The sequence below is a fragment of the Streptomyces sp. NPDC002232 genome (genome assembly GCF_042890295.1).
Lineage (GTDB): Bacteria > Actinomycetota > Actinomycetes > Streptomycetales > Streptomycetaceae > Streptomyces.
Genome location: NZ_JBIARV010000005.1, coordinates 692569 through 713992, shown reverse-complemented (window position 1 = coordinate 713992; position 21424 = coordinate 692569). Strand labels below are relative to the sequence as shown.

Below are 21424 nucleotides of genomic sequence, written 5' to 3'. Positions count from 1 at the left end.
CGGAAGGCGGCGTCCGTCGTGGCTCCGTCGCCCGGGGGTGTCGGTCGCCGTCACCCGGGTGGCCCGCGCCGCCGCCGGCGGCGGCCGCCTCAGTGCGCCGCCCTGTCCCGTACGGTCGACGCCCACGCCGGCTGCGCCTCCACGGGCGTGTCCGATCCGGCCCGCCGTCCGCCCCGGGCGAAGAAGTCCGCGAGCGGCAGGATCGCCGCGCCGACGGTCACCGCGTCGGGGCCAAGGGTGCCCAGCCCGACGGTGACCCGGGCCGCCGGGTACCGCAGCGCGTACTCGGTCGCGTACCCCTTCACCGTCTCCAGGAAGCGGGCGCCGAGCTGGAGGCCGGCCCAGCCGCCGACCAGGATCCGCTCGGGCTGGAAGAGGTTGATCAGGTCGGCGAACCCGGCGCCCAGGTACTCGGCGGTCTCCTCCAGGACCCCGAGGACCGCCGCGTCGGGCGCCGTCCCCGGGTCCGCCGGGTACGCGGCCGCCAGCATCGCCGTCAGGGCCGTCTCCTCGTCCGCGCCCGCCGGCGGCTCCCCGCCCGCCTCGCGCCACCGCTCCAGCAGGGCCTCGGCCCCCGCGTACGCCTCCAGGCAGCCCCGCGCGCCGCAGCGGCAGCGGCGGCCGCGGACCCGGACCGTCAGATGACCCCATTCGAGCGCCTGTCCGGGCGCCATCGGGTCCGTGACCACGCAGGCGCCGACGCCGGAGCCGAAGAGCACGACGACCGCGCTGCGCGCGCCCCGGCCGGCGCCGAACCACATCTCCGCCTGGCCCAGGGTCTTGGCGCCGTTGTCGATCCAGTACGGCACCGAGGCCGGGAGGTCCACGCTCGCGCGGAGCAGCCGCTCCAGCGGGACGGCGTCCCAGCCGATCGTCTGGCCGTGCACCACCGCGCCCTCCTCGGTGCCGTGGGCGACGATGCCGGGCACGCCGACGCCGACGCCGAGCAGCCGCTCGGCGGGGACGTCCGCCTCCCGCAGCACCTCGGCGATGCCCTCGCGGACATGGGCCACCACGACCCCGACCTCGTACCGGTCGTGCGGCGCGGCACCGTCCACCGCCAAGGGGCGCTCGGTGCGCGCGAGTTCGGTCAGGGTGAGGTCGAACAGCTCGATGCGGACGCGGGTCTCGCCGACGTCCACCCCGATCATGCAGCCGCTGCCGGGGGTGACCCGCAGCAGCGTGCGGGGGCGCCCGCCGGCCGAGTCGACGCTGCCGGCCTCCTCCACCAGGCCCTCCGCGACGAGTTCGGCGACCACGTTGCTGACCGATCCGGAGCTCAGCCCGGTGGCGGGGCCCAGGGAGAAGCGGCTGAGCGGGCCGTCGAAGTACAGGCGCTGGAGGACGGCGGTGCGGTTCTCGCGTCGCAGGTCCCGCACGGTGCGGCCGTTCCGCATGGTCACTTGGCCCCCAGGTGGAGTAGTCCTGACCGCAAGATACCGCTGAAGGGGCCGGGGTGCCCTCTTCTCTTTTATTTTAAGTCACGACCTGAAATAAGCCGGGGGAGAGGCTGCTCCGCCTTCACCTCCTGAACGCGGCGGACCGCTCGCCCTCCCGCGTCCGGCGCCGGGCGTTCAGGCCCTGCGGAGTCCTGCGCCGGACGCTCAGGCCCTGCGGAGTCCGCTGAGCAGCAGCTCGGCCAGCTGCTCGTACGCCTCGGCGTCGGCGAGCCCCGTCGCCGCGGCCACCTGTCGCCGCTGGATGCGGACCATCACGGAGGAGATGACGTCGGCCGCGAAGGTCACGTGCACCTCGCGGAACACCCCGGCCCGCACGCCCTCCTCGATGAGCTGCTGCACCCGGCCCGCCGCCGCGCGGGTGTTGCGCTCGTAGACCTCCGCCGCCGGCTCGAAGGCGGCGACATCGTCGAAGAACTGCGGGGAGACGGGCGCCAGTTCGGCCGAGACCGCCCGCAGGTAGGCGGCGAGGCGCTCGGCCGGATCCGTCGCGGCGGCGAGGACCGCCTCGACCCGGGCCGTGGCGCGCCGGAAGAAGTGCACGACCGCCGCCCGGACCAGCTGCTCCTTGCTGCCGGCCAGGCCGTACAGCGTCCGCTTCGAGCAGCGCAGGCGCGCGGCGAGGTCGTCGAGCGTCAGCCGGGCGAAGCCCTCCCCGACGAGCAGGGCGACGAGGTCCTCGAAGAGGGCGGCGCGGCGCGCCGCCCCGCGGCCCGTCAACTGAGGGGCGTCGGCGGCGGAGGTCTCGATCACCCCGCCAGTATTCCAGGCCGCGCTTCCCGGGGGTTACGGCGGCACCCTTCTGCGCTACGCTAACCGGTACTGAAGTACCTTTCCCAGTACCACTTTGCGCGCCGCTGGAGTCGCCATGGATGTCGACCGCCTGCTTCCCACCCCCGAGGCAGCGGACCTCATCGCCCTCACCCGGGAGATCGCCGACAAGGAGCTCTCTCCCCGGGTGGACGAGCACGAGGCCGCCGAGACGTACCCGGAGGGTCTCTTCACGACCCTCGGCGAGGCCGGGCTCCTCGGCCTCCCGTATCCCGAGGAGTTCGGCGGCGGGGGCCAGCCCTACGAGGTCTACCTCCAGGTCCTGGAGGAGCTGGCCGCGCGCTGGGCCGCCGTCGCGGTGGCCACCAGCGTCCACACCCTGGCCTGCCACCCGCTCCACACCTTCGGCACGCGGGAGCAGAAGGAGCGGTGGCTCCCCGCGATGCTGGAGGGCCGCTCCATCGGCGGCTACAGCCTCTCCGAGCCCCAGGCCGGCTCCGACGCCGCCGCCCTCACCTGCAAGGCCGAGCGCCAGGACGACGGCAGCGGCTACCGGATCACCGGCACCAAGGCGTGGATCACCCACGGCGGCAGGGCCGACTTCTACGCCCTCTTCGCCCGCACCGCCCCCGGCGGCCACGGCATCTCCTGCTTCCTCGCCCCCGGCGCCGCGGACGGCCTCAGCTTCGGCGCGCCCGAGCGCAAGATGGGCCTCCAGGCGGTGCCGACGACGGCCGCGTACTGGGACGGCGCCCTGATCGAGGAGGACCGGCTCGTCGGCGACGAGGGCCAGGGTCTCCAGATCGCCTTCAGCGCCCTCGACAGCGGCCGCCTCGGCATCGCCGCCTGCGCCACGGGCCTCGCCCAGGCGGCCCTGGACGCCGCCGTCGCGTACGCCAACGAGCGCACCACCTTCGGCCGGCGGCTCGTCGACCACCAGGGCCTGGGCTTCCTCCTCGCCGACATGGCCGCCGCCGTCGACGCGGCCCGCGCCACCTACCTGGACGCGGCCCGGCGGCGCGACCTCGGCCGCCCCTTCAGCCGGCAGGCGAGCGCGGCCAAGCTGATCGCGACCGACACGGCCATGAAGGTCACCACGGACGCCGTGCAGGTCTTCGGCGGGTACGGCTACACCCGGGACTTCCCGGTCGAGCGCTACATGCGCGAGGCGAAGATCACCCAGATCTTCGAGGGCACCAACCAGATCCAGCGGCTCGTCATCAGCCGGGGCCTGGCGCGGTAGCCGAGCTCCCGCCGGGGACGCGGGGGACCTCTTCGTGCGTGGCTACCCTCGTACCGGGTCCTCCGTCCCCGCAGGAGAACCGCCTCGGCCGGCGGACCCGCCGATCCTCGACGGTCCGGGAGGGCCCATGAGCGACCTGATCGCGTTCCTCCGTGCCCGGCTCGACGGCGACGAGCGGGCCGCCCGCGCGGCTCACCGTCCGGCAGCCGGACCCCGGGACGTCGCGCCCGGCCGGGACGGCGGCGGGACGGGTGATGTCCCCGCCTCGGCCGAGGCGGACCACATCGCGCGCCACGACCCCGCGCGGGTGCTGGCCGAGGTCTACGTGAAGCGGCAGCTGATCGAGGCCTCCGCGGCGGGCTGCCCGCCGGTGTGCGGCGCCGAGGGACGGCACTCCTTCGGCAGGTCGTGCGCGCTCGCCTGGATGGGCCCGGTCGAGGAGGACGACGGCGGGCGCTGGATCCACGACGACACCGGGGCGAGGTTCGCCGCCCCGCCGGTCACCACCGAATGGACGCTCCGGCTCCTGGCCCTGCCGTACAGCCGCCACCCCGACTATCGCGGTGAGTGGCGTCCGTAGCTCAGGCCGCCAGCCCCTGACCCGCCTGCGTCGCCTCGGCCCACGCCGCCACGAGCACCTGATAGATCCGCTGCTCGTCTGCCGTCAGCGGGCGGCGCTGCTCCCCGGCGCGGGCCCACAGGGTGCGGATCGCGTCGTTCAGGGCGTCGGGGCTCGGGGTCTCTCTGTGCGCAACGGACATGACGACAAGAGTAGGGCCCCGGTCTGACAGCTCGGGCACTCCGCCGACGTGGGGTCCGCCACGTAGGCGCACGCGGACCCGGCCGAGGCGGCTCCCGCCCCCGTGCCCCGGGCGGGTCGGGGCGCTCAGTGCCAGCCGGTGTACCCGTCGGAGTGTCCTCCGCCACCTTCGCCCCGTGTCAGGCCGTACAGGAACAGCCCGAGCACGATCAGCGCGAGCAGCACGGTCCAGAAGGTGTCCGGGAAATCGCCGGGAGGCCCGGGGGCTCGGGGCGGAACATCGCCGGGAGGCCCAGGGGCCCGGGGCGGAACATCACCCTGGTCCTCGGTGTCGTCGCGTCCCTCGTCGCTCATGCCCCACCCCCGTGTACGCATGGCACCGCGCCCCGCGCCCGACGTCAAGCCTCCCGACGCCCCGGACGGGCCGGGAGCGGGGTCCGAGCGGCCCGTTCCCCCCTGCCGACCGCGAGGAGGGCCGTCGCCGTCGCCGCCGTCAGGGCGGCCGGGAGCGACCAGGCCGCCAGGGGGCCCGCCGCCGCGGCCCCCACCGCGAAGCCGGTGATCTTGAGGCTCGCGCCGGTGGTGAAGACCTGACCCCGCAGACGCTCCGGCGCCTCCCGGTGCCGCACCGCGAACAGGGCGGTGAGCTGCGGCCCCTCCCCGAGGCCCGAGACGAGGAACGCCGCCACCAGGAGCGCGGGCCGCCCCGTCAGGGCGAGCGCGGGAGCGAGGGCCTGGACCAGCGCACCGGCCCGTACCAGCGCGTCGGGCGTGAGGGGCGGCGGGAAGCGGGCGAGCAGGGCGTTGGCGGCGAGCGCGGAGACCGCCGCGCCGGAGAGCAGCGCCGCCCCGCGGCCCGCCCCGCCGAGGACCCGCTCGCCCAGGAGCGGTACGCAGGCCGTCAGCATGCCCTGGGCGACGCAGGAGACCACGGAGGTACGGGTCGCCCGGGCCAGGCTCCGGTTCCGGAGCACCGCGCGCGTCCCGGCGGCGAGGGCGCCGAGGACCGACCGGGACGTCCCGGTGGTCCGTGCCCGCGCGGGGAGGGCCCAGGCCGCCGGAGCGGCAGCGGCGACGAGGGCCGCCGCGAGCACCACGGCCGTGGGAGCCCCCAGCACCTCCGCCGCTCCGCCCGCGAGGACCGGCCCCGCGAGGGCCGCCGCGCCGAAGGTCATGGTGTCGAGGGCGTTGGCCCGGGTCAGCCGGCCCTCCGGCGCCACGGCGGGCAGCTGGGCGGACCAGCCGCCCGAGAGGGCCGGACCGGCCAGGCCCGTCAGGAGCGCCGTCGCCACGATGACGGGGAGGGGAAGGCGCCCCAGTCCCGCCAGGACGAGCGTGAGGCCCCCGGCGTACAGCACGAGCGCCCCGGCCAGCGGACGGCCCGGTCGCGCCGCCCGGTCCAGGAGCGCCCCGAGCACCGGCCCGCCGAGCGCGGCGGACAGGCTCAGGCCCGCGAGCAGCGCCGATGCCCCGGCGGTGGATCCGGCGACCGCGAATCCGGCGAGCAGCAGCGCCGGTCCCGCCGCCTCGTCCCCCGTACGGGCCACCAGGGCGCCGGTCAGATACGTGTGGGTCCGCATCCCCCGGACCGTACGGAGGTAACTCAAAACTCCGCAAGATGCGTTACATTCCGGGGATGCCCGCCCCCGAGGACGACTGGTCCACCCGTCACTCCGTCCTGACGACGGCCCGCCGCACGGCCGCCCTCCTCAACGCGCTCGCCGGCGACCGGCCCGACCCGGACCGCGTCGCCGCCGTCCTCGTGGAGTACGGGGAGGCCGGGCCCGTCGCGCTCGGACCCGACGAGGTCGCCGGAATGCGCGCGGCCGCCGCCCTGCTGCGCGAGGTCTTCGCCGCCCCGAGCGCCGACGAGGCCGCGACCGTCCTCAACCGGCTCCTGAGCGAGCACACCGGGCCGCTCCGACTGACCTCGCACGACGGCACCGCGCCCTGGCACGCCCACATCGACCGGGACGACGACGCGCCCTGGGCCGACTGGCTGCTCGCCTCGTCCTGCATGGCGCTCGCGGTTCTCGTCTGGGACCGGCAGCGCCCGCCCGGCGGGACGTGCGCCTCGGGCAGCTGCCGGAACGTCTTCGTCGCCCAGGGCAGCGGGCCGGAGCGCCGCTACTGCTCCCGTCGCTGCGCCACCCGCGAGCGGGTCGCGGCCCACCGGGTCCGGCAGTCGGCCGGGGGCCCGGGCGGGGAAGTACCGGGCGGGTCGGGCAGTTCCGCGCGCGGCGGGGGCTCCGGCGGGTCCGCGAGCGCCGGGGGCCCAGACCGTCTTGCGTCCGCCAGGGGCTCAGGCCGCTCCGTGCCGGGTCGGTCGTGAGCCCGGGGCCGCCGTCCTGAGGAGGGCGGCGATCCCGGTCAGGCCGTGACGCTCGGCGTGGTGGAGCGCCGTGCGGCCGTACGGGTCGGGGAGCTCGGGATCCGCGCCCGCCGCGAGGAGCAGCGCCACCACGTCCTGGTGGGCGCGGGCTCCCGAGCCGAGGATCACGGCCTCCAGGAGCGCCGTCCAGCCGAGCCGGTTGACGTGGTCGACGTCGATCGCCGTCTCGTGGAGCACCGCGCGGACGTACGGCACGTGGCCGCGCTCCGCCGCGGGGATGAGCGCGGTGCCGCCGTAGCGGTTCGTCAGCCGCAGGTCGGGGCCCGCCGGGAGCAGGGCCCGCATCATGGCGACGCTGCCCGTGACGCCGGTGACCAGCCACGGGCTGTCGGACCGGTCGTCCCGGGCGTTCGGGTCGGCGCCCGCGTCGAGCAGCGCCCGCGCGGCGGGGACGTGGTCGCGCAGCGCGGCCCGCAGCAGCGGGGTGCGGCGGTGCCCGTCCCGGACGTCGACGCGGGCGCCCGCGTCGAGGGCCGCGCGGACGGCGCGGGTGTCGCCGCGCGCGGCGGCCGCCAGAAGGGTGTGGTCGAGCGGGTTCATGGCGGGATTCCTCGTCCGCGGGCGCCGGCCCGGGGTCCTACCTGCCGAGGGAGGCGACGCCGGCCTGGGCGAACTTCTCGTCGAGGTCGCCGGAGGGGGCGCCGGCGACTCCGATGCCGGCGATGGGGGCGCCCTTCGCCGTGACCGGGGCGCCGCCGGCGAGGAAGAGGGTGCCGGGGATGTCCTTCAGGGTGGGGGCGTTGGCCAGGCGGCCGGCGAGGACGGAGGTGGGGGCGTTCCAGGAGACGGCGGTGAAGGCCTTGCGCTCGGCCGACTCGTAGGACTGCGGGCCGGCGCCGTCGCCGCGCAGGGTGACGATCGTGTTGCCGTTGCGGTCGACGACCGCGACGGAGACGCGCTGGTTCTCCTTCTCGGCGGCGTCCAGGGTCGCCCGCGCCGCCTTCGTCGCGGCCTCGATCGTCAGGTGCGTCGACGTCGTGGTGTTCTTGTTCCTGACGTCGGCCTTGGCGGCGGCGGCCGGCGCGGCGGCGGTGTCCTGGCCGGTGGCGCTCGCGGAGTAGGCCCCGAAGCCGCCGAGGGCGAGGGCGGCGACGAGCGCGCCACCGGTCACGACACGGGTGCGCGAGGAGGCCTTCTTCACGTGCTTCATGGGATCTGCTCCAGTGAACTCGGGGAATCGCGGGGGCCGTCGGGAAGCCGTGGCCCGCTCTCCCCTCCATCCTGGGCGCGCACCCCTCCGCCGTCCGTCGGCGTCCCGGCTGCCTCCGGGGCCCGCAACGGCCGACCCGGAGGTCATCCGATCGGTTGACCCCGCGATGCGAGGGGGTGTTGTCGCCGCTCCTACCCGGTGGGGCCCCTGCCGGAGTGGGAGTGTTGTCGCCGCTCCCGCCCGGTGGGGCCCCTGCCGGAGCCTCGCACGGCGCTCTGCCCTCCGTAGGCGCCCGCCCGGGGTCCCGCCCTCAGCGCCCCCGCGTCTCCGTGCCCCAGCGCGCCGCCACGTCGGCGAAGGCGCCCGCCGCCGCGCTCCGGTAGCCGGCCGCGCGCCGCAGCAGGGCGACCGCGCGGGCCGGGAGCGCGGGGGAGAGCGGCACCGGGGTCAGCCCCGGATGGTCGCGGGTGACGGCGTCGGGCAGGACCGTCGCCAGGGTGGTGCGCCGGACGATCTCGGTGAGCGCGGTCACGGAGTTGGCCTCCACCGCTACCACCGGCCGGACCCGGTGCCCGGACAGGTACGCGTCGATGTGCAGACGGGTGGCGAAGTCCGCGCTGAGCAGCGCGACATGATGTCCCGTCAGTTCGGCCGCCGCGACCGGCTCGGTCCGTCCGGAGAGGGGGTGCTCGGGGCCCACGACGAGCCCGAGGGTCTCCGTGAACAGCTCCGTGGCCTCGATGCCCGCGAGGTGCTCGCCGTGGAAGGCGATGCCCAGGTCCAGCCGGTCGGCGAGGAGTTCGGCCTCGATGCGGTCCTGCGGCAGCTCCCGCACCTCCACGCCGATGCCCGGATGGCGGGTGTGGAAGGCGGCGACGAGCGGGCCGGTGAGGTACGCGGTGAACGTGGGCGTGACGGCGAGCCGGAGGTGGCCCCGGGACAGGTCCCGCACGTCGAGCACCGCCCGCTCGCCCGCCGCCAGGTCCCGCAGGGCGCGCCGGGCGTGGCGCGCGTAGGTCTCCCCGGCGTCCGTGAGGCGCACGGTGCGGCCGGTCCGGTCCAGGAGCTGCGCCCCGAGGGCCTTCTCCAGCTGCTTGATCTGCTGGGACAGGGTGGGCTGGGCGACACGGAGCTCCTCGGCGGCCCGGGTGAAGCCGGCGTGCTCGGCGACGGCGAGCAGATAGCGGAGGTGACGGAGTTCCGGCTGCATGCGACCGACTATAGATCCCATCTATAGCAGACATCGACAGCAGGTCTTGGACGCTATAGGTCCTGGTCGTGCACGGTGGGGACATGCCCCACTTCGCCGAGGGAATCGCCCGCTTCCAGCGGGAGGTCTTCCCTGCCCAGGCCGGTCTCTTCGCCCGCCTGGCCACCGTCCACCGGCCCGGCACGCTGTTCATCGGCTGCTCGGACGCCCGTGTCGTACCCGAACTGATCACCCAGACCGACCCCGGAGAGCTCTTCGTCATCCGCACCGCCGGCAACCTCGTCCCCGCCCACACCCCGGGCACGGACGCCGTCACCGCCGGGGTCGAGTACGCCGTGGCCGTCCTGGGCGTGCGGGACGTCGTCGTCTGCGGGCACTCCGCCTGCGGCGCGATGACCGCGCTCGCCGAGGGCCACGACCTGACCGCCGCGCCCGCCGTCGCCGCCTGGCTGCGGCACGCCGACGCCTCCGTCGCCCGCGCGGCGGCCGCCGGGACACCCGACGTGGCCGCCCTGGTGCGGGAGAACGTCGCCGCGCAGCTGGCGAACCTCACCACCCACCCCTCCGTGGCCCGCGCCCTCGCCGCCGGCGAGCTGCGCCTGCACGGCTGGGTCTTCGACATCGCCGAAGGCACCGTCGAGGAACTCCCCGCCGCGGCCGCCCCCGCGCTCGCCGCCTGATCCACCGATCCCCTCAAGGAAGGACGTACCCCTCGTGGTGCACTCCCAGTTCGACCCCACCGCCCGTCGCGCCCTCGCGGTCGCCGCCGTCGACGCCAAGATCCGCGAGGACCTGAGCTGGCAGCAGATCGCGGACGTCTCCGGCCACTCCGTCGCCTTCACCACCGCCGCCGTCCTCGGCCAGCACGCGCTGCCGGAGGAGTCCGCCCGGGCCGTCGCGGGGCTGCTCGACCTCGACGAGGACGCGGTGCGCCTGCTGCGCACGATCCCGACCCGCGGATCCCTCGACGGTGCCGTCCCCACCGACCCGACCGTCTACCGCTTCTACGAGATGCTCCAGGTCTACGGCAGCACGCTCAAGGAGCTCGTGCACGAGCAGTTCGGCGACGGGATCATCTCGGCGATCAACTTCAGGCTGGACGTGAAGAAGGTCGCCGACCCGGAGGGCGGCGAGCGCGCCGTCATCACCCTGGACGGCAAGTACCTGCCGACCAAGCCCTTCTGACGCAGCCCCCGGGGCGGGTCCGGCCACCTCGGCCGGACCCGCCCCGGCGGAGGTCCGGCCGTGACCGGGGAAGCCGGGCCGGAGCGCGCGCGCCGGCCTCCGCTTCCGGGGGCGCTCCCCACGGTTCTATGGTGGGCGGCGCAGATCGCGCGGACCGCGCGGTCCTCCGCGGGCACGCGCCCGATCCGGCGGCCAACCCGGCGGCAGGGTCGCACCCGCACGACACGAACGAGGAGTTCCATGGACATCGCAGGCTCCGCCGCTCTCGTCACCGGCGCCGCCTCCGGCCTCGGCGCCGCCACCGCCGCCGCGCTCGCCGCCCGCGGCGCCACCGTCTACGGCCTGGACCTGGACAAGGCCGTGGCCGCCGCGGGAGAGGTCCCCGAAGGCGTCCGGCTGCTCGCCGCGGACGTCACCGACGAGGACCAGGTGCGCGAGGCGCTCGCCGCGGTCGACGCCGACGGCGCCGAGCTGCGGCTCGCCGTGAACTGCGCCGGCATCGCCCCCTCCGCCCGCATCCTGGGCCGCAAGGGACCGCACGACCTCGACCTCTTCCGTACGGTGCTCCACGTCAACCTGCTCGGCACCTTCAACGTGATGCGGCTCGCCGCCGAGGCCATCGCCCGCCACGAACCGGACAAGCACGGGCAGCGCGGCCTCGTGGTGAACACCGCCTCGATCGCCGCCTTCGAGGGCCAGGTCGGGCAGATCGCGTACGCCGCCTCGAAGGCGGGTGTCGCCGGCATGACCGTCACCGCCGCCCGCGACCTGGCCCAGTTCGGCATCCGTGTCGTCACCATCGCCCCCGGCATCGTCGACACCCCGATGATGTCCGGGTTCGGCGAGGACGTCCGGGCCGGTCTCGCCGCGAGCGTCACCTTCCCGCAGCGCCTCGCGCGTCCGGAGGAGTACGCCCGGCTCGTGACGATGATCGCCGAGCACGACTACCTCAACGGCGAGACCATCCGCATGGACGGCGCCCTGCGGATGACCGCCCGCTGAGCCTCCGTACCCCCGTGACAGCACTCGGTGTCGGAAGTCTCCGGCACCGAGTGCCGCGCGAGGGTGCGGTGGATGTTAGGTTCGGGCCATGGGAACAGCGTCGACGAACTCCACGAAGCCCGCGATGCGGGACTCCCTCATCGCCGCGGCCTTCCAGCTCTTCCTGGAGCGGGGCTACGAGCAGACCACCGTCGACGACATCGTCACGCTCGCGGGCGTCGGCCGGCGGTCCTTCTTCCGGTACTTCCCGTCGAAGGAGGACGTGGTCTTCCCCGACCACGAGCAGTGCCTCGCCGACATGACCCGCTTCCTCGCGGCGAGCGCCGACTCCGACGACCCGGTCGTCCGCGTCTGCGACGCCGCCCGGCTCGTCATGCGGATGTACGCCGAGAACCCCACCTTCTCCGTGCAGCGCTACCGGCTCACCCGCGAGGTGTCCGGACTGCGCACCTACGAGCTGTCGGTGGTCTGGCGGTACGAGAAGACCCTCGGCGACTACCTGCGCACCCGCTGGGCCGACCGCAGGGACGGCACCCTGCGCGCCAACGTCGTCGCGGCGGCCGTGGTCGCCGCCCACAACCACGCCCTGCGGCACTGGCTGCGCTCGGGCGGCGAGGGCGACCCGCTGGCCGAGGTCGACGGTGCCCTGGAGTTCGTCCGCTCCACCTGGGCCACCGGGCAGGTCGTGGACGCGCCGGCCGAGGAGACCGAGGACGTCGTCGTGGTGATCACCAAGCGCTCCACCCCCATGTGGCGCGTGGTGCGCGAGGTGGAGTCGAGCCTCGGAGAGGGCTGAGGGACCTCCGCGGAGTGCCCAGGGTTCTCAGTATCTCTAATTGAGGGAACTCAGGTCTTTATTTGATGGCACTCAGTGCCATATCTTTGCTCCATGCACGGTCGAGCCGCCGAGTGCGAGGAGAAGGCATCGTGTTCCACACGGGACTGAGGAGCGGGACCGCCGTCCAGGCCGACGAGCCGGCCCCCGACTCCGAGCTGTACTTCCAGCGCTGCCGCTGGTGCCACACCACCACCTTCCAGCGCCTGCTCTGTCCGACCTGCGGGTCGACCGACCTCGCGCCCGAACTCAGCGAGGGCGAGGGCGTGATCTCCGTGCGACGGGGGGTCGCCGCCGCCGACGCCGACCTCTGGCCGGTCCACATGACGGAGGGCTTCGTGGTCCGCTGCCGGGTCGACGGACCGCCGCACGCGGTGCGCCCCGGCGTCCGGGTCAAGGTCTCCGGCGCCGCGCTCTCCGGGGTCAGGCCGGTCGTGCGGCTCTGCGAGGAGGTTCCGCTCGACGGCTGGTACTGAGCGCGGACGTGACGGGAGGGGGCGGGTGGCACAGAGTGCCACCCGCCCCCTCCCGTCATGTGAGGACGACTCCGGAGTCAGCGCGTGCCGATCTCGTCCGTGAGCTGCGGCAGCACCTCGAAGAGGTCGCCGACCACGCCGTAGTCGACCAGGTCGAAGATCGGGGCCTCGGGGTCCTTGTTGACCGCGACGATCGTCTTCGAGGTCTGCATGCCGGCCCGGTGCTGGATCGCGCCGGAGATGCCCGCCGCCACGTACAGCTGGGGCGAGACCTGCTTGCCGGTCTGGCCCACCTGGTTGGCGTGCGGGTACCAGCCGGCGTCCACGGCGGCGCGCGAGGCGCCGACGGCCGCGCCCAGCGAGTCGGCGAGCTTCTCGACGACCGCGAAGCCCTCGGCCGCGCCCACGCCCCGGCCGCCGGAGACCACGATGGGGGACTCGGTGAGCTCGGGGCGGCCGCTGGAGACGCGCGGGGTGCGCGAGACGACCTTGGCGGCGTTGCCGGTGAAGGCGACGGTGACGTTCTCGACGGCGCCGGCGGCCGGGGCGGCCTCCGGGGCGGCGGAGTTCGGCTTGACGGTGATGACCGGGACGCCGTGCGAGACCGTCGACCGCACCTGGTACGAGGCGGCGAAGACGGACTGGGTGGCGACCGGGCCCGACGCGCCGGCCTCCAGCTCGACGGCGTCGGTGATCAGACCGGAGCCGAGGCGGAGCGCGACGCGGGCCGCGACCTCCTTGCCCTCGCCCGAGGAGGTGACCAGGACGGCGGCCGCCCCCTTCTCCTGGGCCAGCTGGGTCAGCGCGTCGACCTTCGGGACGACCAGCTGCTCGGTGAACTCGGCGCCGTCCGCGACGTACACGGTGGCGGCGCCGTACTCGCCGGCCGTGGCGGCGATCGAGGCCGCGGCCTCGCCGGCGCCGAGGACGACCGCCGAGGGCTCGCCGATGCGGCGGGCCAGGGTCAGCAGTTCGAGGGCCGGCTTGCGGACCGCACCGTCGGCGTGGTCCACGAGAACCAGGATCTCAGCCATGATTCCTTGCTCCTGAGGTGGGATGACGGTGGATCAGATGAACTTCTGGGTGGCGAGGAAGGCGGCGAGCTGCTTGCCGCCGTCGCCCTCGTCCGTGACGATCGTGCCCTGGGTGCGGGCCGGGCGGGCGGCCACGGCGTCGACCAGGGTCCAGGAGCCGCCGAGGCCGACCTCGTCGGCGTCGATGTCCAGGTCGTCCAGGTCCAGCTCCTGGACCGGCTTCTTCTTGGCGGCCATGATTCCCTTGAAGGAGGGGTAACGGGCCTCGCCGGACTGGTCGGTGACCGAGACGACGGCCGGCAGCGGGGCCTCCAGGAGCTCGGTCGCGGCGTCGCCGTCACGACGGCCCTTCACGAGACCGTCCTCGACGGAGAGCTCCGACAGCAGGGTGACCTGCGGCAGGCTCAGGCGCTCGGCGAGGAGCGCGGGCAGGACGCCCATCGTGCCGTCGGTCGAGGCCATGCCGCAGACGACCAGGTCGAAGCCGGTCTTCTCCAGGGCCTTGGCCAGGATCGCCGAGGTGGCGATGACGTCGGAGCCGTGGATGTCCTCGTCGTTGACGTGGACGGCCTTGTCGGCGCCCATCGACAGCGCCTTGCGCAGCGCGTCCTTGGCGTCGTCCGGGCCGACCGTGACGACGGTGACCTCGGCGTCGTCGGACTCCTCCGAGATGCGCAGGGCCTGCTCCACCGCGTACTCGTCGAGCTCCGAGAGGAGTCCGTCGACGGCCTCGCGGTCGGTCGTCAGGTCGTCGGCGAAACCGCGGTCGCCGGTCGCGTCGGGGACGTACTTCACACAGACAGCGATCTTCAGGGTCACGGCCTGTCTCCTTTCGAGGAACGGGTGGTTACGGGAGGTTGCGGGCCATGACGATGCGCTGGACCTGGTTGGTGCCTTCGTAGATCTGGGTGATCTTGGCGTCGCGCATCATGCGTTCGACGGGGTAGTCGCGGGTGTAGCCGTAGCCGCCGAGGAGCTGGACGGCGTCGGTGGTGACCTCCATGGCGATGTCGGAGGCGAAGCACTTGGCGGCGGCGCCGAAGAAGGTGAGGTGTTCCTTGGCGCCGTCGGCGCCGGTGGAGACGCGTTCGGAGCGGGCGGCGGCGGCGTAGGTGAGCTGGCGGGCGGCTTCGAGTTTCATGGCCATGTCGGCGAGCATGAACTGCACGCCCTGGAAGTCGGCGATGGGCTTGCCGAACTGCTTGCGCTCGGTGACGTAGCCCTTGGCGTAGTCGAGGGCGCCCTGGGCGATGCCGATGGCCTGGGCGGCGATGGTGATGCGGGTGTGGTCGAGGGTCTTCATGGCGGTGGCGAAGCCGGTGCCCTCGGCGCCGATCATGCGGCTCGCGGGGATGCGGACGTTGTCGAGGTAGACCTCGCGGGTGGGGGAGCCCTTGATGCCGAGCTTCTTCTCGGGGGCGCCGAAGGAGACGCCTTCGTCGGACTTCTCCACGACGAAGGCGCTGATGCCCTTGGAGCGCTTGTCGGGGTCGGTGACGGCCATCACGGTGTAGTACTCCGAGACGCCGGCGTTGGTGATCCAGCGCTTGACGCCGTTGAGGACCCAGGAGTCGCCGTCGCGCACGGCGCGGGTCTTCATCCCGGCGGCGTCGGAGCCGGCGTCGGGCTCGGACAGGGCGTAGGAGAACATCGCGTCGCCCTTGGCCAGGGGTGCGAGGTACTGGTGCTTGAGCTCCTCGGAACCGGAGAGGATCACCGGCAGCGAGCCCAGCTTGTTGACCGCGGGGATCAGCGAGGACGAGCCGCAGGCGCGGGCGACCTCCTCGATCACGATCACCGTGGCCAGCGCGTCCGCGCCCGCGCCGCCGTAGGCCTCGGGGACGTGCACCGCGTGCAGGTCGTTGGCGACCAGCGCGTCCAGGGCCTCCTGCGGGAACCGGCCCTCCTCGTCCACCGCCGCCGCGAACGGCACGATCTTCGCCTCCGCGAGGGCACGCACCGACTCCCGGAGCATGTCGTGCTCCTCGGAAGGCCGATACAGGTCGAAGTCCTTACCCATGATGTGGAGCTCCCCTAGACGCTTGTGGCACTGAGTACCCTCAGCAAAACACACTCAGTGCCATGACGCCAGAGCGCCCCGACGCTGTTCTGCGTCGGGGCGCTCTGTACCGGCCGGTCGGTTTTCCGTCCAGGGGTGCGTGCGGGGCGATCAGCCCGCGCGCCGGAGCTTGGTCGCGTCGTACTCCACGGCGAGCTGCCGGGCGCGACCCTCGGTCAGGTCGAGACCGGTCAGCAGGGCCGGCGTGCAGATGCTGGGCAGCAGGCACTGCAACAGGACCGCGACCCGGTGCAGGAGATCGTTGCGGTCACACATGATCTGGGACATCGTCTGGATCCCCGCGTACGCGCCCGCGAAGAGCTCTGCGGTGTCCGTCACGTCCACGTGGACGAGGAGTTCACCCCGCGACTTCGCGACGGTCATGATCTCCGACGCCTGGTCGACCCAGGCCCGGAAGGGCGCCGCACGGTCCACGCTGACGGCGCCGCTGTCCAGGGTCAGCGCCACGCTGGCGCGCACGAGGGCGTCGTGCTGGAGCCGGTGGGCCAGCAGGAAGGCCTGGTCCGCGAGCTCCTGGAGCTTGATGGGCTGGGGCGTCATCGGCTCGTCCAGCATCTGGGCGTTGAGCACGCCGAGGGCGAGGTCCTCCTTGGACGTGAAGTGGAAGTAGAGCGCCCCCTTGGTCACCCCGGCGCGCACCAGGATCTCCCCGATGGTCGTCCGCTCGTAGCCGCGCTCCGCGAAGACGGTCGCGGCCGACTCCAGGATCGCCCGTCGGGTCTTGATTGCACGCGCTTGCTGTGCCAAGGCGCCTCCCGCTGTATCGCTGTCTGTGCCCGTGGTGTGACGTGAAGCATTGAAAAGGAAACCGGGCTGTACGTATCCTAGGCGGGGCGGACCCGCTCCCCAGGGGTGCGGGGACTCTAACGGATCCCCCACTCCTCCCGGTTCCCCTTCACTGTTCGCCGGCCTGCCGCGCGCCCCTTCTTCTCTCCGGTGACGTGAGACCGTCGCGCCCCCGTGCAGGTGGCCGAGACGATACGCCAGGCGACCATGCTCCCCGCTCGGGCCGAAATCGGGGTACCCGCCGAGGATCAGTTCGTCATGTGGGCCTCCCGGAGCCACCGCACGGAGCCCCGCGGGGCGCCGTCCCGGTCGTGGGTGGACCGCGATCCGGGAGTCGACCCGTCGGCCGGTGCCCCGTGGATAGGCTGGGGCGCGATGACACGTTTCCGCGAGAGCGTCCGGTCCCTCCTGCGTGAGCAGGTGCTCGACGCCGCCCACCGGCTCGTCGCCGCCGACGGCTGGGGCGTGCTGCGCATGACCACCCTCGCGCGGGCCGCCGGCATCAGCCGCCAGACGCTCTACAACGAGTTCGGCTCCAAGGAGGCCATCGGCACGGCCCTGATCCAGCGCGAGCTGGAGGGGTTCCTCGTCGGCATCCAGCGCGAACTCGACTCCCATCGCGGGGAGTTGGAGGAGGCCGCCGCCGCGGGCGTCGGCTACACGCTCCAACAGGCCGTGGACAACCCCCTCGTCAAGAGCGTCCTGGTCGCGCCGCGCGGCGGCGAGGACGACCTCCTCGCCTACCTCACGACCCGCCCGGAGCCGGTCTTCGGCACGGCGATGGCGATGCTCGACGCGTACGCGGCCGAGGCCTGGCCCGAGGTCGACGAGGAGTCCCGGGGACTGGCCGTCGAGGCGATCGTCCGCCTCACGGTCAGCCACATCGTGCAGCCGGTGGCCCCGCCGGAGGAGTCGGCCCGGCGCATCGCCAGGATCACGGCGCGCATCGCCTGCCCGCGCGACGCCTGACCCGGCGGCGGGGTCGGTGGTGGGCCCGGTGTCGACCCTCCTGGCCCGACGGCGGGCGACGTGGGGAGCGGGACCGTCGGCGGGGCGACCCTCGGGGCCGGGAACCGGGAAGCGGCGGGGGCGACTGCCTCGACGCGACACAGAACGTCGGGACCTGCCACCTCCTGGGGGAGAACCATGAACCGCCGCGACCTGCTCCGCGCCACCTCCGCCCTCGGCGCCACGACCGCGCTCGGGGGCGTCACCGCCGCCGGGACCGCGCACGCCGCCGCCCCGGCCCCGGCGCGCCGCCCGCTCCGCGTCCACCTCGTCCTCTTCGACGGCGTCGAGGAGCTCGACTTCGCGGCCCCCTACGAGGTGCTCTCCGCCGCCGGGTTCTTCTCCGAGCGGCCGGTGGAGGTCCGGTACGTCTCGGCCGGCGGACCCGGCACCGTCACCGCCGCCTACGGGACGAAGGTCCGGGTCGAGCACTCCTGGGCCCCGGACGAGGCCGATCTGCTCGTCGTGCCGGGCGGCGGCTACGCGCGCCGGGACAGCCCGGGCGTCTGGGCCGAGATCGACCGGGGCACCCTGCCCCGCGCCCTCGCCGCCGCGGTCCGGCCGGGGCTCACCGTCGGCGCGCTGTGCACGGGCGTCATGCTGCTCTCCGCCGCCGGGCTGACCCGGGGCCGCCCCTGCACCACCCACCACAAGGCGCGGCCCGACCTGGAGCGGCAGGGCGGTGTCCTCAAGGGGGCCCGGGTGGTGGACGACGGCGACCTGGTGACCGCGGGCGGTGTCACCTCGGGTCTGGAGCTCGCCCTCTGGCTCGTCCGCCGCGAGCTCGGACCCGACGCGGCGAACGGCCTGGAGGCCATGCTCGAGTACGAGGCCCGGGGCACGGTCTGGGTGCGGCCGGGGCGGCGCTGACGCGGGCGCCGGGGAAAGGGTGAGGCCCGCTGACGGACACGGGGGATCTCCGGCAGCGGGCCTCTGTTGAATATTCTACTAGATCATCGGCGATGGTTCGCCCGGCCGTCGGCGGTGGCGAAGGGCGGCCCGGCGGGGTACACCTCCCCTGAGGCGTGCACACCCCCGACCGCCTCGCCCCCCGACGACGAGGAGGCCGCCGTGGAAGGCAGAAGCACAGGGTTCGTCCAGTCCTTCAACCGTCTCGGCGGGTACGGCTTCGTCGTCCCCGTGGGCTCGGAGGAGCAGGTGTACTTCAGCGCCGAGGACATCGAGGGCGAGGAGCGGACGGTCTCCGAGGGGCAGCAGCTCTCCTTCGTGCTGGTCCTCGGGGAGGGCCGCTTCGAGGCCAAGGAGATCCGCCTCTGACGGGACGGCCCCGCGCGGCGCCTCCTTTCACTGAAGGTGGCGGGAGGCGGCTGTACGCGACCCGCGCCGCCGCTCCGCCGGAGTCCGACGCGCGCCGCCTCCCCGTCCGTGCCCCCTGGGTACGGTGGGCCCATGCCCACGTCCGAGCCCCAGCCCCCGGCGACCGGCCCCGCGCCCGCCGCCCGCCCGCACGAGCGGAACCCGGGGGTACGCGAACTCGGAGCGGCGGCCGAGGTGTTCGGGCTGCTCTCCGACCCCACCCGGCTCCATCTGGTGTGGCTGCTCACCCGGGGCGAGGCCGATGTCACCGCCCTGACCGAGGCGTGCGGGGCCGCGCGGCCCGCCGTCAGCCAGCACCTCGCCAAGCTGCGCCTCGGCGGGCTCGTCACGACCCGCAAGGACGGCCGCCGGGTCGTCTACGCCATGCCGGACGGCCATCTGAAGCGCCTGGTGGTCGAGGCGATCAGCCGGGCCGACCACCAGGTGACCGGCGAGCCCTGGCACGACTGACGTAAACATGTGCGCACGCGTGCACATGTCCGCTACGGTGGAGGCCTCAGCCGTCCGCCGTGGCCGACCGGGGGCGTCCCCATGCTGTCCGTCCTGCGCAACCGCACCTACCGGCGCCTGTTCGCCGCCCAGGTCGTCGCCCTCACGGGCACCGGCCTCGCGACCGTCGCCCTGAGCCTCCTCGCGTACGACCTGGCGGGGGCCGACGCCGCCGCCGTGCTCGGCACCGCGCTCGCCCTCAAGATGGCCGCGTACGTGACGATCGCCCCGCTCGCCGGGGCGCTCGCCGACCGCCTGCCCCGGCGAGCGCTGCTCGTCTCGATGGACCTCGCGCGGGCGACGGTCGTGCTCGCCCTGCCGTTCGTGACCGAGGTCTGGCAGGTGTACGGCCTGATCCTCCTGCTCCAGGCCTCGTCCGCCGTCTTCACCCCGGCCTTCCAGGCGACGATCCCGCAGGTCCTGCCCGAGGAGCGCGCCTACACGGAGGCCCTCTCGCTCTCCCGGCTCGCCTACGACCTGGAGAGCCTCGCCAGCCCTGTGCTCGCCGCCGCGCTCCTCGCCCTCGTCCCGTACTCCTGGCTCTTCACCGGGACCGCGGCCGGCTTCCTCGCCTCGGCCCTCCTCGTCCGCACCACGGCCCTGCCCGAGCCGCCGGAGCCGGGTGCCGCACCCGCGCACCGGCTGCCCGCCCGGGTGGCCCTCGGGGTGCGGCTGGTGCTCGGCACCCCCCGGCTGCGCGCGCTCCTCGCCCTCGACCTCGCCGTCGCGGCGGCCGGGGCGGTGGTCCTCGTCGACACCGTGCTCCTGGTCCGCGACACCCTCGGGCGCTCCGCCGCCGACGTCCCGCTGGCGCTCGGCGCCTACGGCGCGGGCTCGATGGCCGTGGCGCTGCTGCTGCCCCGCGCCCTGGGCCGGGCGGACGACCGCGCCGTCATGGTGCGGGCGGCGTTCGTCCTGCCCGGCGCCCTCGCGCTGCTCGCCCTCGGTCTCGCCCCGGGGCCGGGCGCCGCTTCCTGGCCCGGGCTGCTCGCGGTGTGGCTGGTCCTCGGCGCCGCGGGGTCGGCGGTCCTCACTCCGGGCGGCCGGGTGGTGCGGCGCTCGGCCGACGGGGCCGACCTGCCGGCCGCCTTCGCGGCCCGGTTCTCCCTCTCGCACGCCTGCTGGCTGCTCACGTATCCGCTCGCCGGTGTGCTGGCCGCCGGGGCGGGTCCCGCCGTCTCGGCGGCCGTGCTCGGAGGTCTCGCTCTCCTCGGGGCCGTGGGCGCGGCGCGCCTCTGGCCCCGTGAGGACCCGGCCGAGCTGGCGCACGTCCACCCCGAACTCCCGGCCGGTCACCCGCACCTGGCCGGTGCGGGCGCGCACCACGTCCACGCGTTCCGCATCGACGCGCTGCACCGGCGGTGGCCGCCGGCGTCGGGTCAGCGCGGGAGCCGCATCTCCAGGCCGTCCAGGACCACGTCGAGGCCGTAGGCGAACTTGGCGTCCCGCAGGGCGACGGGGTCGGCCGCCGAGCTCGTGGCGGCGTCGGCGTACGCCTCGGCGAGGTGGTCGTGGCCGGCCGCCGCCTGCTGTGCGGCGGGCATGAGACGGGCGATGAACCCGGCCTCGGTCTCCCCGGAGCGGGCCACCGTGCCGAGCCAGGCGGCCTCCGTGGTGCTCATGCCGATGACGTACGACAGGAGGGTGTCGATCGCGCGGCTCGGCTCGGGGAAGCCGGCCGCCGTGAACAAGGCCGCGAGCCGCTCCGAGTACGACATCAGGTTGGGCCCCAGATAGGCGAGTCCCGCCTGCCCGAGGGTGGAGGAGAGCCAGGGGTGGCGCAGGGCCGTCGCGCGGAAGGACGTGGCGGCCTCGGTGGCGGCGGCCCGCCAGGGGCCGCCCGGGGGCGGCACGGTGATCTCGCCGGCGACCTCGTCCACGGCGAGCTCCATCAGCTCGTCCTTGGTGGCGACGTGGCGGTAGAGGGAGGTCGCGCCCGCGTTCAGTCGGGCGCCGAGCTTGCGCATGCTGAGCGCCTCGATGCCGTCGGCGTCGAGCATGACGACCGCCTCGCGGACGATCGAGGCCCGGCTGAGCGCCGGCTGGTCGGGGGCGGACCGCTCGCGGGTCCACACGGACGCGACGGGGTTCGCCTTGGCGGCGGTCATGATCCTCCTCGGTCTCTGCGTACAACGTGCGCATGCAGCGTACAGGCTACCGCTCTTGCGAACACTGTACGCAGCTGCGTACAGTGTTCGCATCGACGGG

The 21424-nt window shown here is 74.4% G+C and carries 24 protein-coding genes and 1 pseudogene; 13 read left to right on the top strand and 12 right to left on the bottom strand.

From position 1 onward, the window contains the following. Positions 1 to 89: 89 nt before the first annotated feature. Positions 90 to 1403: an ROK family protein gene (locus ACFYXU_RS26350; protein WP_389460246.1), complete on the bottom strand. Its 1314-nt coding sequence runs from the start codon at positions 1401 to 1403 to the stop codon at positions 90 to 92. A 201-nt stretch (positions 1404 to 1604) separates the two neighbouring features. Then, the gene (locus ACFYXU_RS26345; RefSeq protein ID WP_329856972.1) at positions 1605 to 2210 is read right to left on the bottom strand and encodes a TetR/AcrR family transcriptional regulator; all 606 of its coding nucleotides are present in this window, start codon (positions 2208 to 2210) and stop codon (positions 1605 to 1607) included. A gap of 115 nt (positions 2211 to 2325) precedes the next feature. On the opposite strand from ACFYXU_RS26345, the gene ACFYXU_RS26340 reads away from it, so the two are divergent. Next, positions 2326 to 3471 carry an acyl-CoA dehydrogenase family protein gene (locus tag ACFYXU_RS26340; RefSeq protein WP_329856971.1) on the top strand — a complete coding sequence of 382 codons (1146 nt, stop codon included), beginning with the start codon at positions 2326 to 2328 and terminating at the stop codon, positions 3469 to 3471. Between the two features lie 127 nt (positions 3472 to 3598). Beyond that, positions 3599 to 4051, top strand: a complete 453-nt coding sequence (locus ACFYXU_RS26335) for a DUF6221 family protein (protein ID WP_376516476.1) — start codon at positions 3599 to 3601, stop codon at positions 4049 to 4051. 1 nt (position 4052) lies between these two features. Here ACFYXU_RS26335 and ACFYXU_RS26330 read toward each other — a convergent pair whose 3' ends face one another. After that, the gene (locus ACFYXU_RS26330; RefSeq protein WP_329849237.1) at positions 4053 to 4232 is read right to left on the bottom strand and encodes a hypothetical protein; all 180 of its coding nucleotides are present in this window, start codon (positions 4230 to 4232) and stop codon (positions 4053 to 4055) included. 397 nt (positions 4233 to 4629) lie between these two features. Beyond that, positions 4630 to 5811 (bottom strand): MFS transporter, encoded by a 1182-nt coding sequence (locus ACFYXU_RS26325; RefSeq protein WP_389460244.1) that lies wholly within the window; start codon positions 5809 to 5811, stop codon positions 4630 to 4632. A 56-nt stretch (positions 5812 to 5867) separates the two neighbouring features. Between ACFYXU_RS26325 and ACFYXU_RS26320 the strand changes: the two are divergent. Next, positions 5868 to 6413: pseudogene (locus tag ACFYXU_RS26320) on the top strand (CGNR zinc finger domain-containing protein); the annotation flags it as partial. Between the two features lie 120 nt (positions 6414 to 6533). On the opposite strand, the gene ACFYXU_RS26315 reads toward ACFYXU_RS26320, so the two are convergent. From ACFYXU_RS26315 to cynR, 3 genes are all read right to left on the bottom strand, one after another. Then, the gene (locus ACFYXU_RS26315; protein ID WP_389408574.1) at positions 6534 to 7163 is read right to left on the bottom strand and encodes an ankyrin repeat domain-containing protein; all 630 of its coding nucleotides are present in this window, start codon (positions 7161 to 7163) and stop codon (positions 6534 to 6536) included. A gap of 37 nt (positions 7164 to 7200) precedes the next feature. Then, a complete protein-coding gene (locus ACFYXU_RS26310; protein ID WP_389460557.1) occupies positions 7201 to 7764 on the bottom strand; it encodes a heme-binding protein in 564 nt (187 codons plus the stop codon). A 319-nt stretch (positions 7765 to 8083) separates the two neighbouring features. Next, complete coding sequence (gene cynR / locus ACFYXU_RS26305) at positions 8084 to 8983, bottom strand: transcriptional regulator CynR (RefSeq protein WP_389460242.1); 900 nt, start codon at positions 8981 to 8983, stop codon at positions 8084 to 8086. 83 nt (positions 8984 to 9066) lie between these two features. Between cynR and ACFYXU_RS26300 the strand changes: the two genes are divergently transcribed. From ACFYXU_RS26300 to ACFYXU_RS26280, 5 genes are all read left to right on the top strand, one after another. Next, a complete protein-coding gene (locus tag ACFYXU_RS26300) occupies positions 9067 to 9663 on the top strand; it encodes a carbonic anhydrase (RefSeq protein WP_376516467.1) in 597 nt (198 codons plus the stop codon). Between the two features lie 34 nt (positions 9664 to 9697). Next, positions 9698 to 10168 carry a cyanase gene (gene cynS / locus ACFYXU_RS26295; RefSeq protein WP_389460240.1) on the top strand — a complete coding sequence of 157 codons (471 nt, stop codon included), beginning with the start codon at positions 9698 to 9700 and terminating at the stop codon, positions 10166 to 10168. A 240-nt stretch (positions 10169 to 10408) separates the two neighbouring features. Continuing rightward, entirely contained in the window at positions 10409 to 11170 is a 762-nt protein-coding gene (locus ACFYXU_RS26290; protein WP_389460238.1) for an SDR family NAD(P)-dependent oxidoreductase, read from the top strand. A gap of 88 nt (positions 11171 to 11258) precedes the next feature. Next, positions 11259 to 11966, top strand: a complete 708-nt coding sequence (locus tag ACFYXU_RS26285) for a TetR family transcriptional regulator (RefSeq protein ID WP_329855072.1) — start codon at positions 11259 to 11261, stop codon at positions 11964 to 11966. Between the two features lie 131 nt (positions 11967 to 12097). Continuing rightward, positions 12098 to 12481: a zinc ribbon domain-containing protein gene (locus ACFYXU_RS26280; protein ID WP_389460236.1), complete on the top strand. Its 384-nt coding sequence runs from the start codon at positions 12098 to 12100 to the stop codon at positions 12479 to 12481. 77 nt (positions 12482 to 12558) lie between these two features. Here ACFYXU_RS26280 and ACFYXU_RS26275 read toward each other — a convergent pair whose 3' ends face one another. From ACFYXU_RS26275 to ACFYXU_RS26260, 4 genes are all read right to left on the bottom strand, one after another. After that, entirely contained in the window at positions 12559 to 13515 is a 957-nt protein-coding gene (locus ACFYXU_RS26275; protein ID WP_329855070.1) for an electron transfer flavoprotein subunit alpha/FixB family protein, read from the bottom strand. Positions 13516 to 13548: 33 nt separating this feature from the next. After that, on the bottom strand, positions 13549 to 14334 hold the full coding sequence (locus ACFYXU_RS26270) for an electron transfer flavoprotein subunit beta/FixA family protein (RefSeq protein WP_329855069.1): 786 nt from the start codon (positions 14332 to 14334) through the stop codon (positions 13549 to 13551). 28 nt (positions 14335 to 14362) lie between these two features. Beyond that, complete coding sequence (locus tag ACFYXU_RS26265; RefSeq protein WP_376514116.1) at positions 14363 to 15535, bottom strand: acyl-CoA dehydrogenase family protein; 1173 nt, start codon at positions 15533 to 15535, stop codon at positions 14363 to 14365. Positions 15536 to 15685: 150 nt separating this feature from the next. Then, positions 15686 to 16342 carry a ScbR family autoregulator-binding transcription factor gene (locus ACFYXU_RS26260; protein ID WP_389460233.1) on the bottom strand — a complete coding sequence of 219 codons (657 nt, stop codon included), beginning with the start codon at positions 16340 to 16342 and terminating at the stop codon, positions 15686 to 15688. 414 nt (positions 16343 to 16756) lie between these two features. Here ACFYXU_RS26260 and ACFYXU_RS26255 point away from each other — a divergent pair, with 414 nt between their 5' ends. The 5 genes from ACFYXU_RS26255 (at position 16757) to ACFYXU_RS26235 (ending at position 20647) form a co-directional block, all read left to right on the top strand. Then, positions 16757 to 17350, top strand: a complete 594-nt coding sequence (locus ACFYXU_RS26255) for a TetR family transcriptional regulator (RefSeq protein WP_389460231.1) — start codon at positions 16757 to 16759, stop codon at positions 17348 to 17350. 177 nt (positions 17351 to 17527) lie between these two features. Further along, entirely contained in the window at positions 17528 to 18259 is a 732-nt protein-coding gene (locus ACFYXU_RS26250) for a DJ-1/PfpI family protein (protein WP_376514121.1), read from the top strand. Positions 18260 to 18460: 201 nt separating this feature from the next. Next, positions 18461 to 18667, top strand: a complete 207-nt coding sequence (locus ACFYXU_RS26245) for a cold shock domain-containing protein (protein WP_329851982.1) — start codon at positions 18461 to 18463, stop codon at positions 18665 to 18667. Between the two features lie 132 nt (positions 18668 to 18799). Further along, positions 18800 to 19177: an ArsR/SmtB family transcription factor gene (locus tag ACFYXU_RS26240; RefSeq protein ID WP_376514123.1), complete on the top strand. Its 378-nt coding sequence runs from the start codon at positions 18800 to 18802 to the stop codon at positions 19175 to 19177. Between the two features lie 81 nt (positions 19178 to 19258). Then, entirely contained in the window at positions 19259 to 20647 is a 1389-nt protein-coding gene (locus tag ACFYXU_RS26235; protein ID WP_389460228.1) for an MFS transporter, read from the top strand. On the opposite strand, the gene ACFYXU_RS26230 is transcribed toward ACFYXU_RS26235, so the two are convergent. Then, positions 20596 to 21324, bottom strand: coding sequence for a TetR/AcrR family transcriptional regulator C-terminal domain-containing protein (locus ACFYXU_RS26230; RefSeq protein WP_384568620.1), 729 nt, complete (start codon positions 21322 to 21324; stop codon positions 20596 to 20598). The genes ACFYXU_RS26235 and ACFYXU_RS26230 overlap by 52 nt on opposite strands. Between the last annotated feature and the right edge of the window lie 100 nt (positions 21325 to 21424).

What these genes read in the sequence shown, in the direction of transcription:
- ACFYXU_RS26275 (WP_329855070.1), bottom strand. Translation starts at nt 13,515, where the DNA reads ATGGCTGAGATCCTGGTTCTCGTGGACCACGCCGACGGTGCGGTCCGC.
- ACFYXU_RS26325 (WP_389460244.1), bottom strand. Translation starts at nt 5,811, where the DNA reads ATGCGGACCCACACGTATCTGACCGGCGCCCTGGTGGCCCGTACGGGG.
- ACFYXU_RS26240 (WP_376514123.1), top strand. Translation starts at nt 18,800, where the DNA reads ATGCCCACGTCCGAGCCCCAGCCCCCGGCGACCGGCCCCGCGCCCGCC.
- ACFYXU_RS26250 (WP_376514121.1), top strand. Translation starts at nt 17,528, where the DNA reads ATGAACCGCCGCGACCTGCTCCGCGCCACCTCCGCCCTCGGCGCCACG.
- ACFYXU_RS26235 (WP_389460228.1), top strand. Translation starts at nt 19,259, where the DNA reads ATGCTGTCCGTCCTGCGCAACCGCACCTACCGGCGCCTGTTCGCCGCC.
- ACFYXU_RS26340 (WP_329856971.1), top strand. Translation starts at nt 2,326, where the DNA reads ATGGATGTCGACCGCCTGCTTCCCACCCCCGAGGCAGCGGACCTCATC.
- ACFYXU_RS26255 (WP_389460231.1), top strand. Translation starts at nt 16,757, where the DNA reads ATGACACGTTTCCGCGAGAGCGTCCGGTCCCTCCTGCGTGAGCAGGTG.
- ACFYXU_RS26290 (WP_389460238.1), top strand. Translation starts at nt 10,409, where the DNA reads ATGGACATCGCAGGCTCCGCCGCTCTCGTCACCGGCGCCGCCTCCGGC.
- ACFYXU_RS26230 (WP_384568620.1), bottom strand. Translation starts at nt 21,324, where the DNA reads ATGACCGCCGCCAAGGCGAACCCCGTCGCGTCCGTGTGGACCCGCGAG.
- ACFYXU_RS26265 (WP_376514116.1), bottom strand. Translation starts at nt 15,535, where the DNA reads ATGGGTAAGGACTTCGACCTGTATCGGCCTTCCGAGGAGCACGACATG.
- ACFYXU_RS26285 (WP_329855072.1), top strand. Translation starts at nt 11,259, where the DNA reads ATGGGAACAGCGTCGACGAACTCCACGAAGCCCGCGATGCGGGACTCC.
- ACFYXU_RS26335 (WP_376516476.1), top strand. Translation starts at nt 3,599, where the DNA reads ATGAGCGACCTGATCGCGTTCCTCCGTGCCCGGCTCGACGGCGACGAG.
- ACFYXU_RS26300 (WP_376516467.1), top strand. Translation starts at nt 9,067, where the DNA reads ATGCCCCACTTCGCCGAGGGAATCGCCCGCTTCCAGCGGGAGGTCTTC.
- cynR (WP_389460242.1), bottom strand. Translation starts at nt 8,983, where the DNA reads ATGCAGCCGGAACTCCGTCACCTCCGCTATCTGCTCGCCGTCGCCGAG.
- ACFYXU_RS26330 (WP_329849237.1), bottom strand. Translation starts at nt 4,232, where the DNA reads ATGTCCGTTGCGCACAGAGAGACCCCGAGCCCCGACGCCCTGAACGAC.
- ACFYXU_RS26315 (WP_389408574.1), bottom strand. Translation starts at nt 7,163, where the DNA reads ATGAACCCGCTCGACCACACCCTTCTGGCGGCCGCCGCGCGCGGCGAC.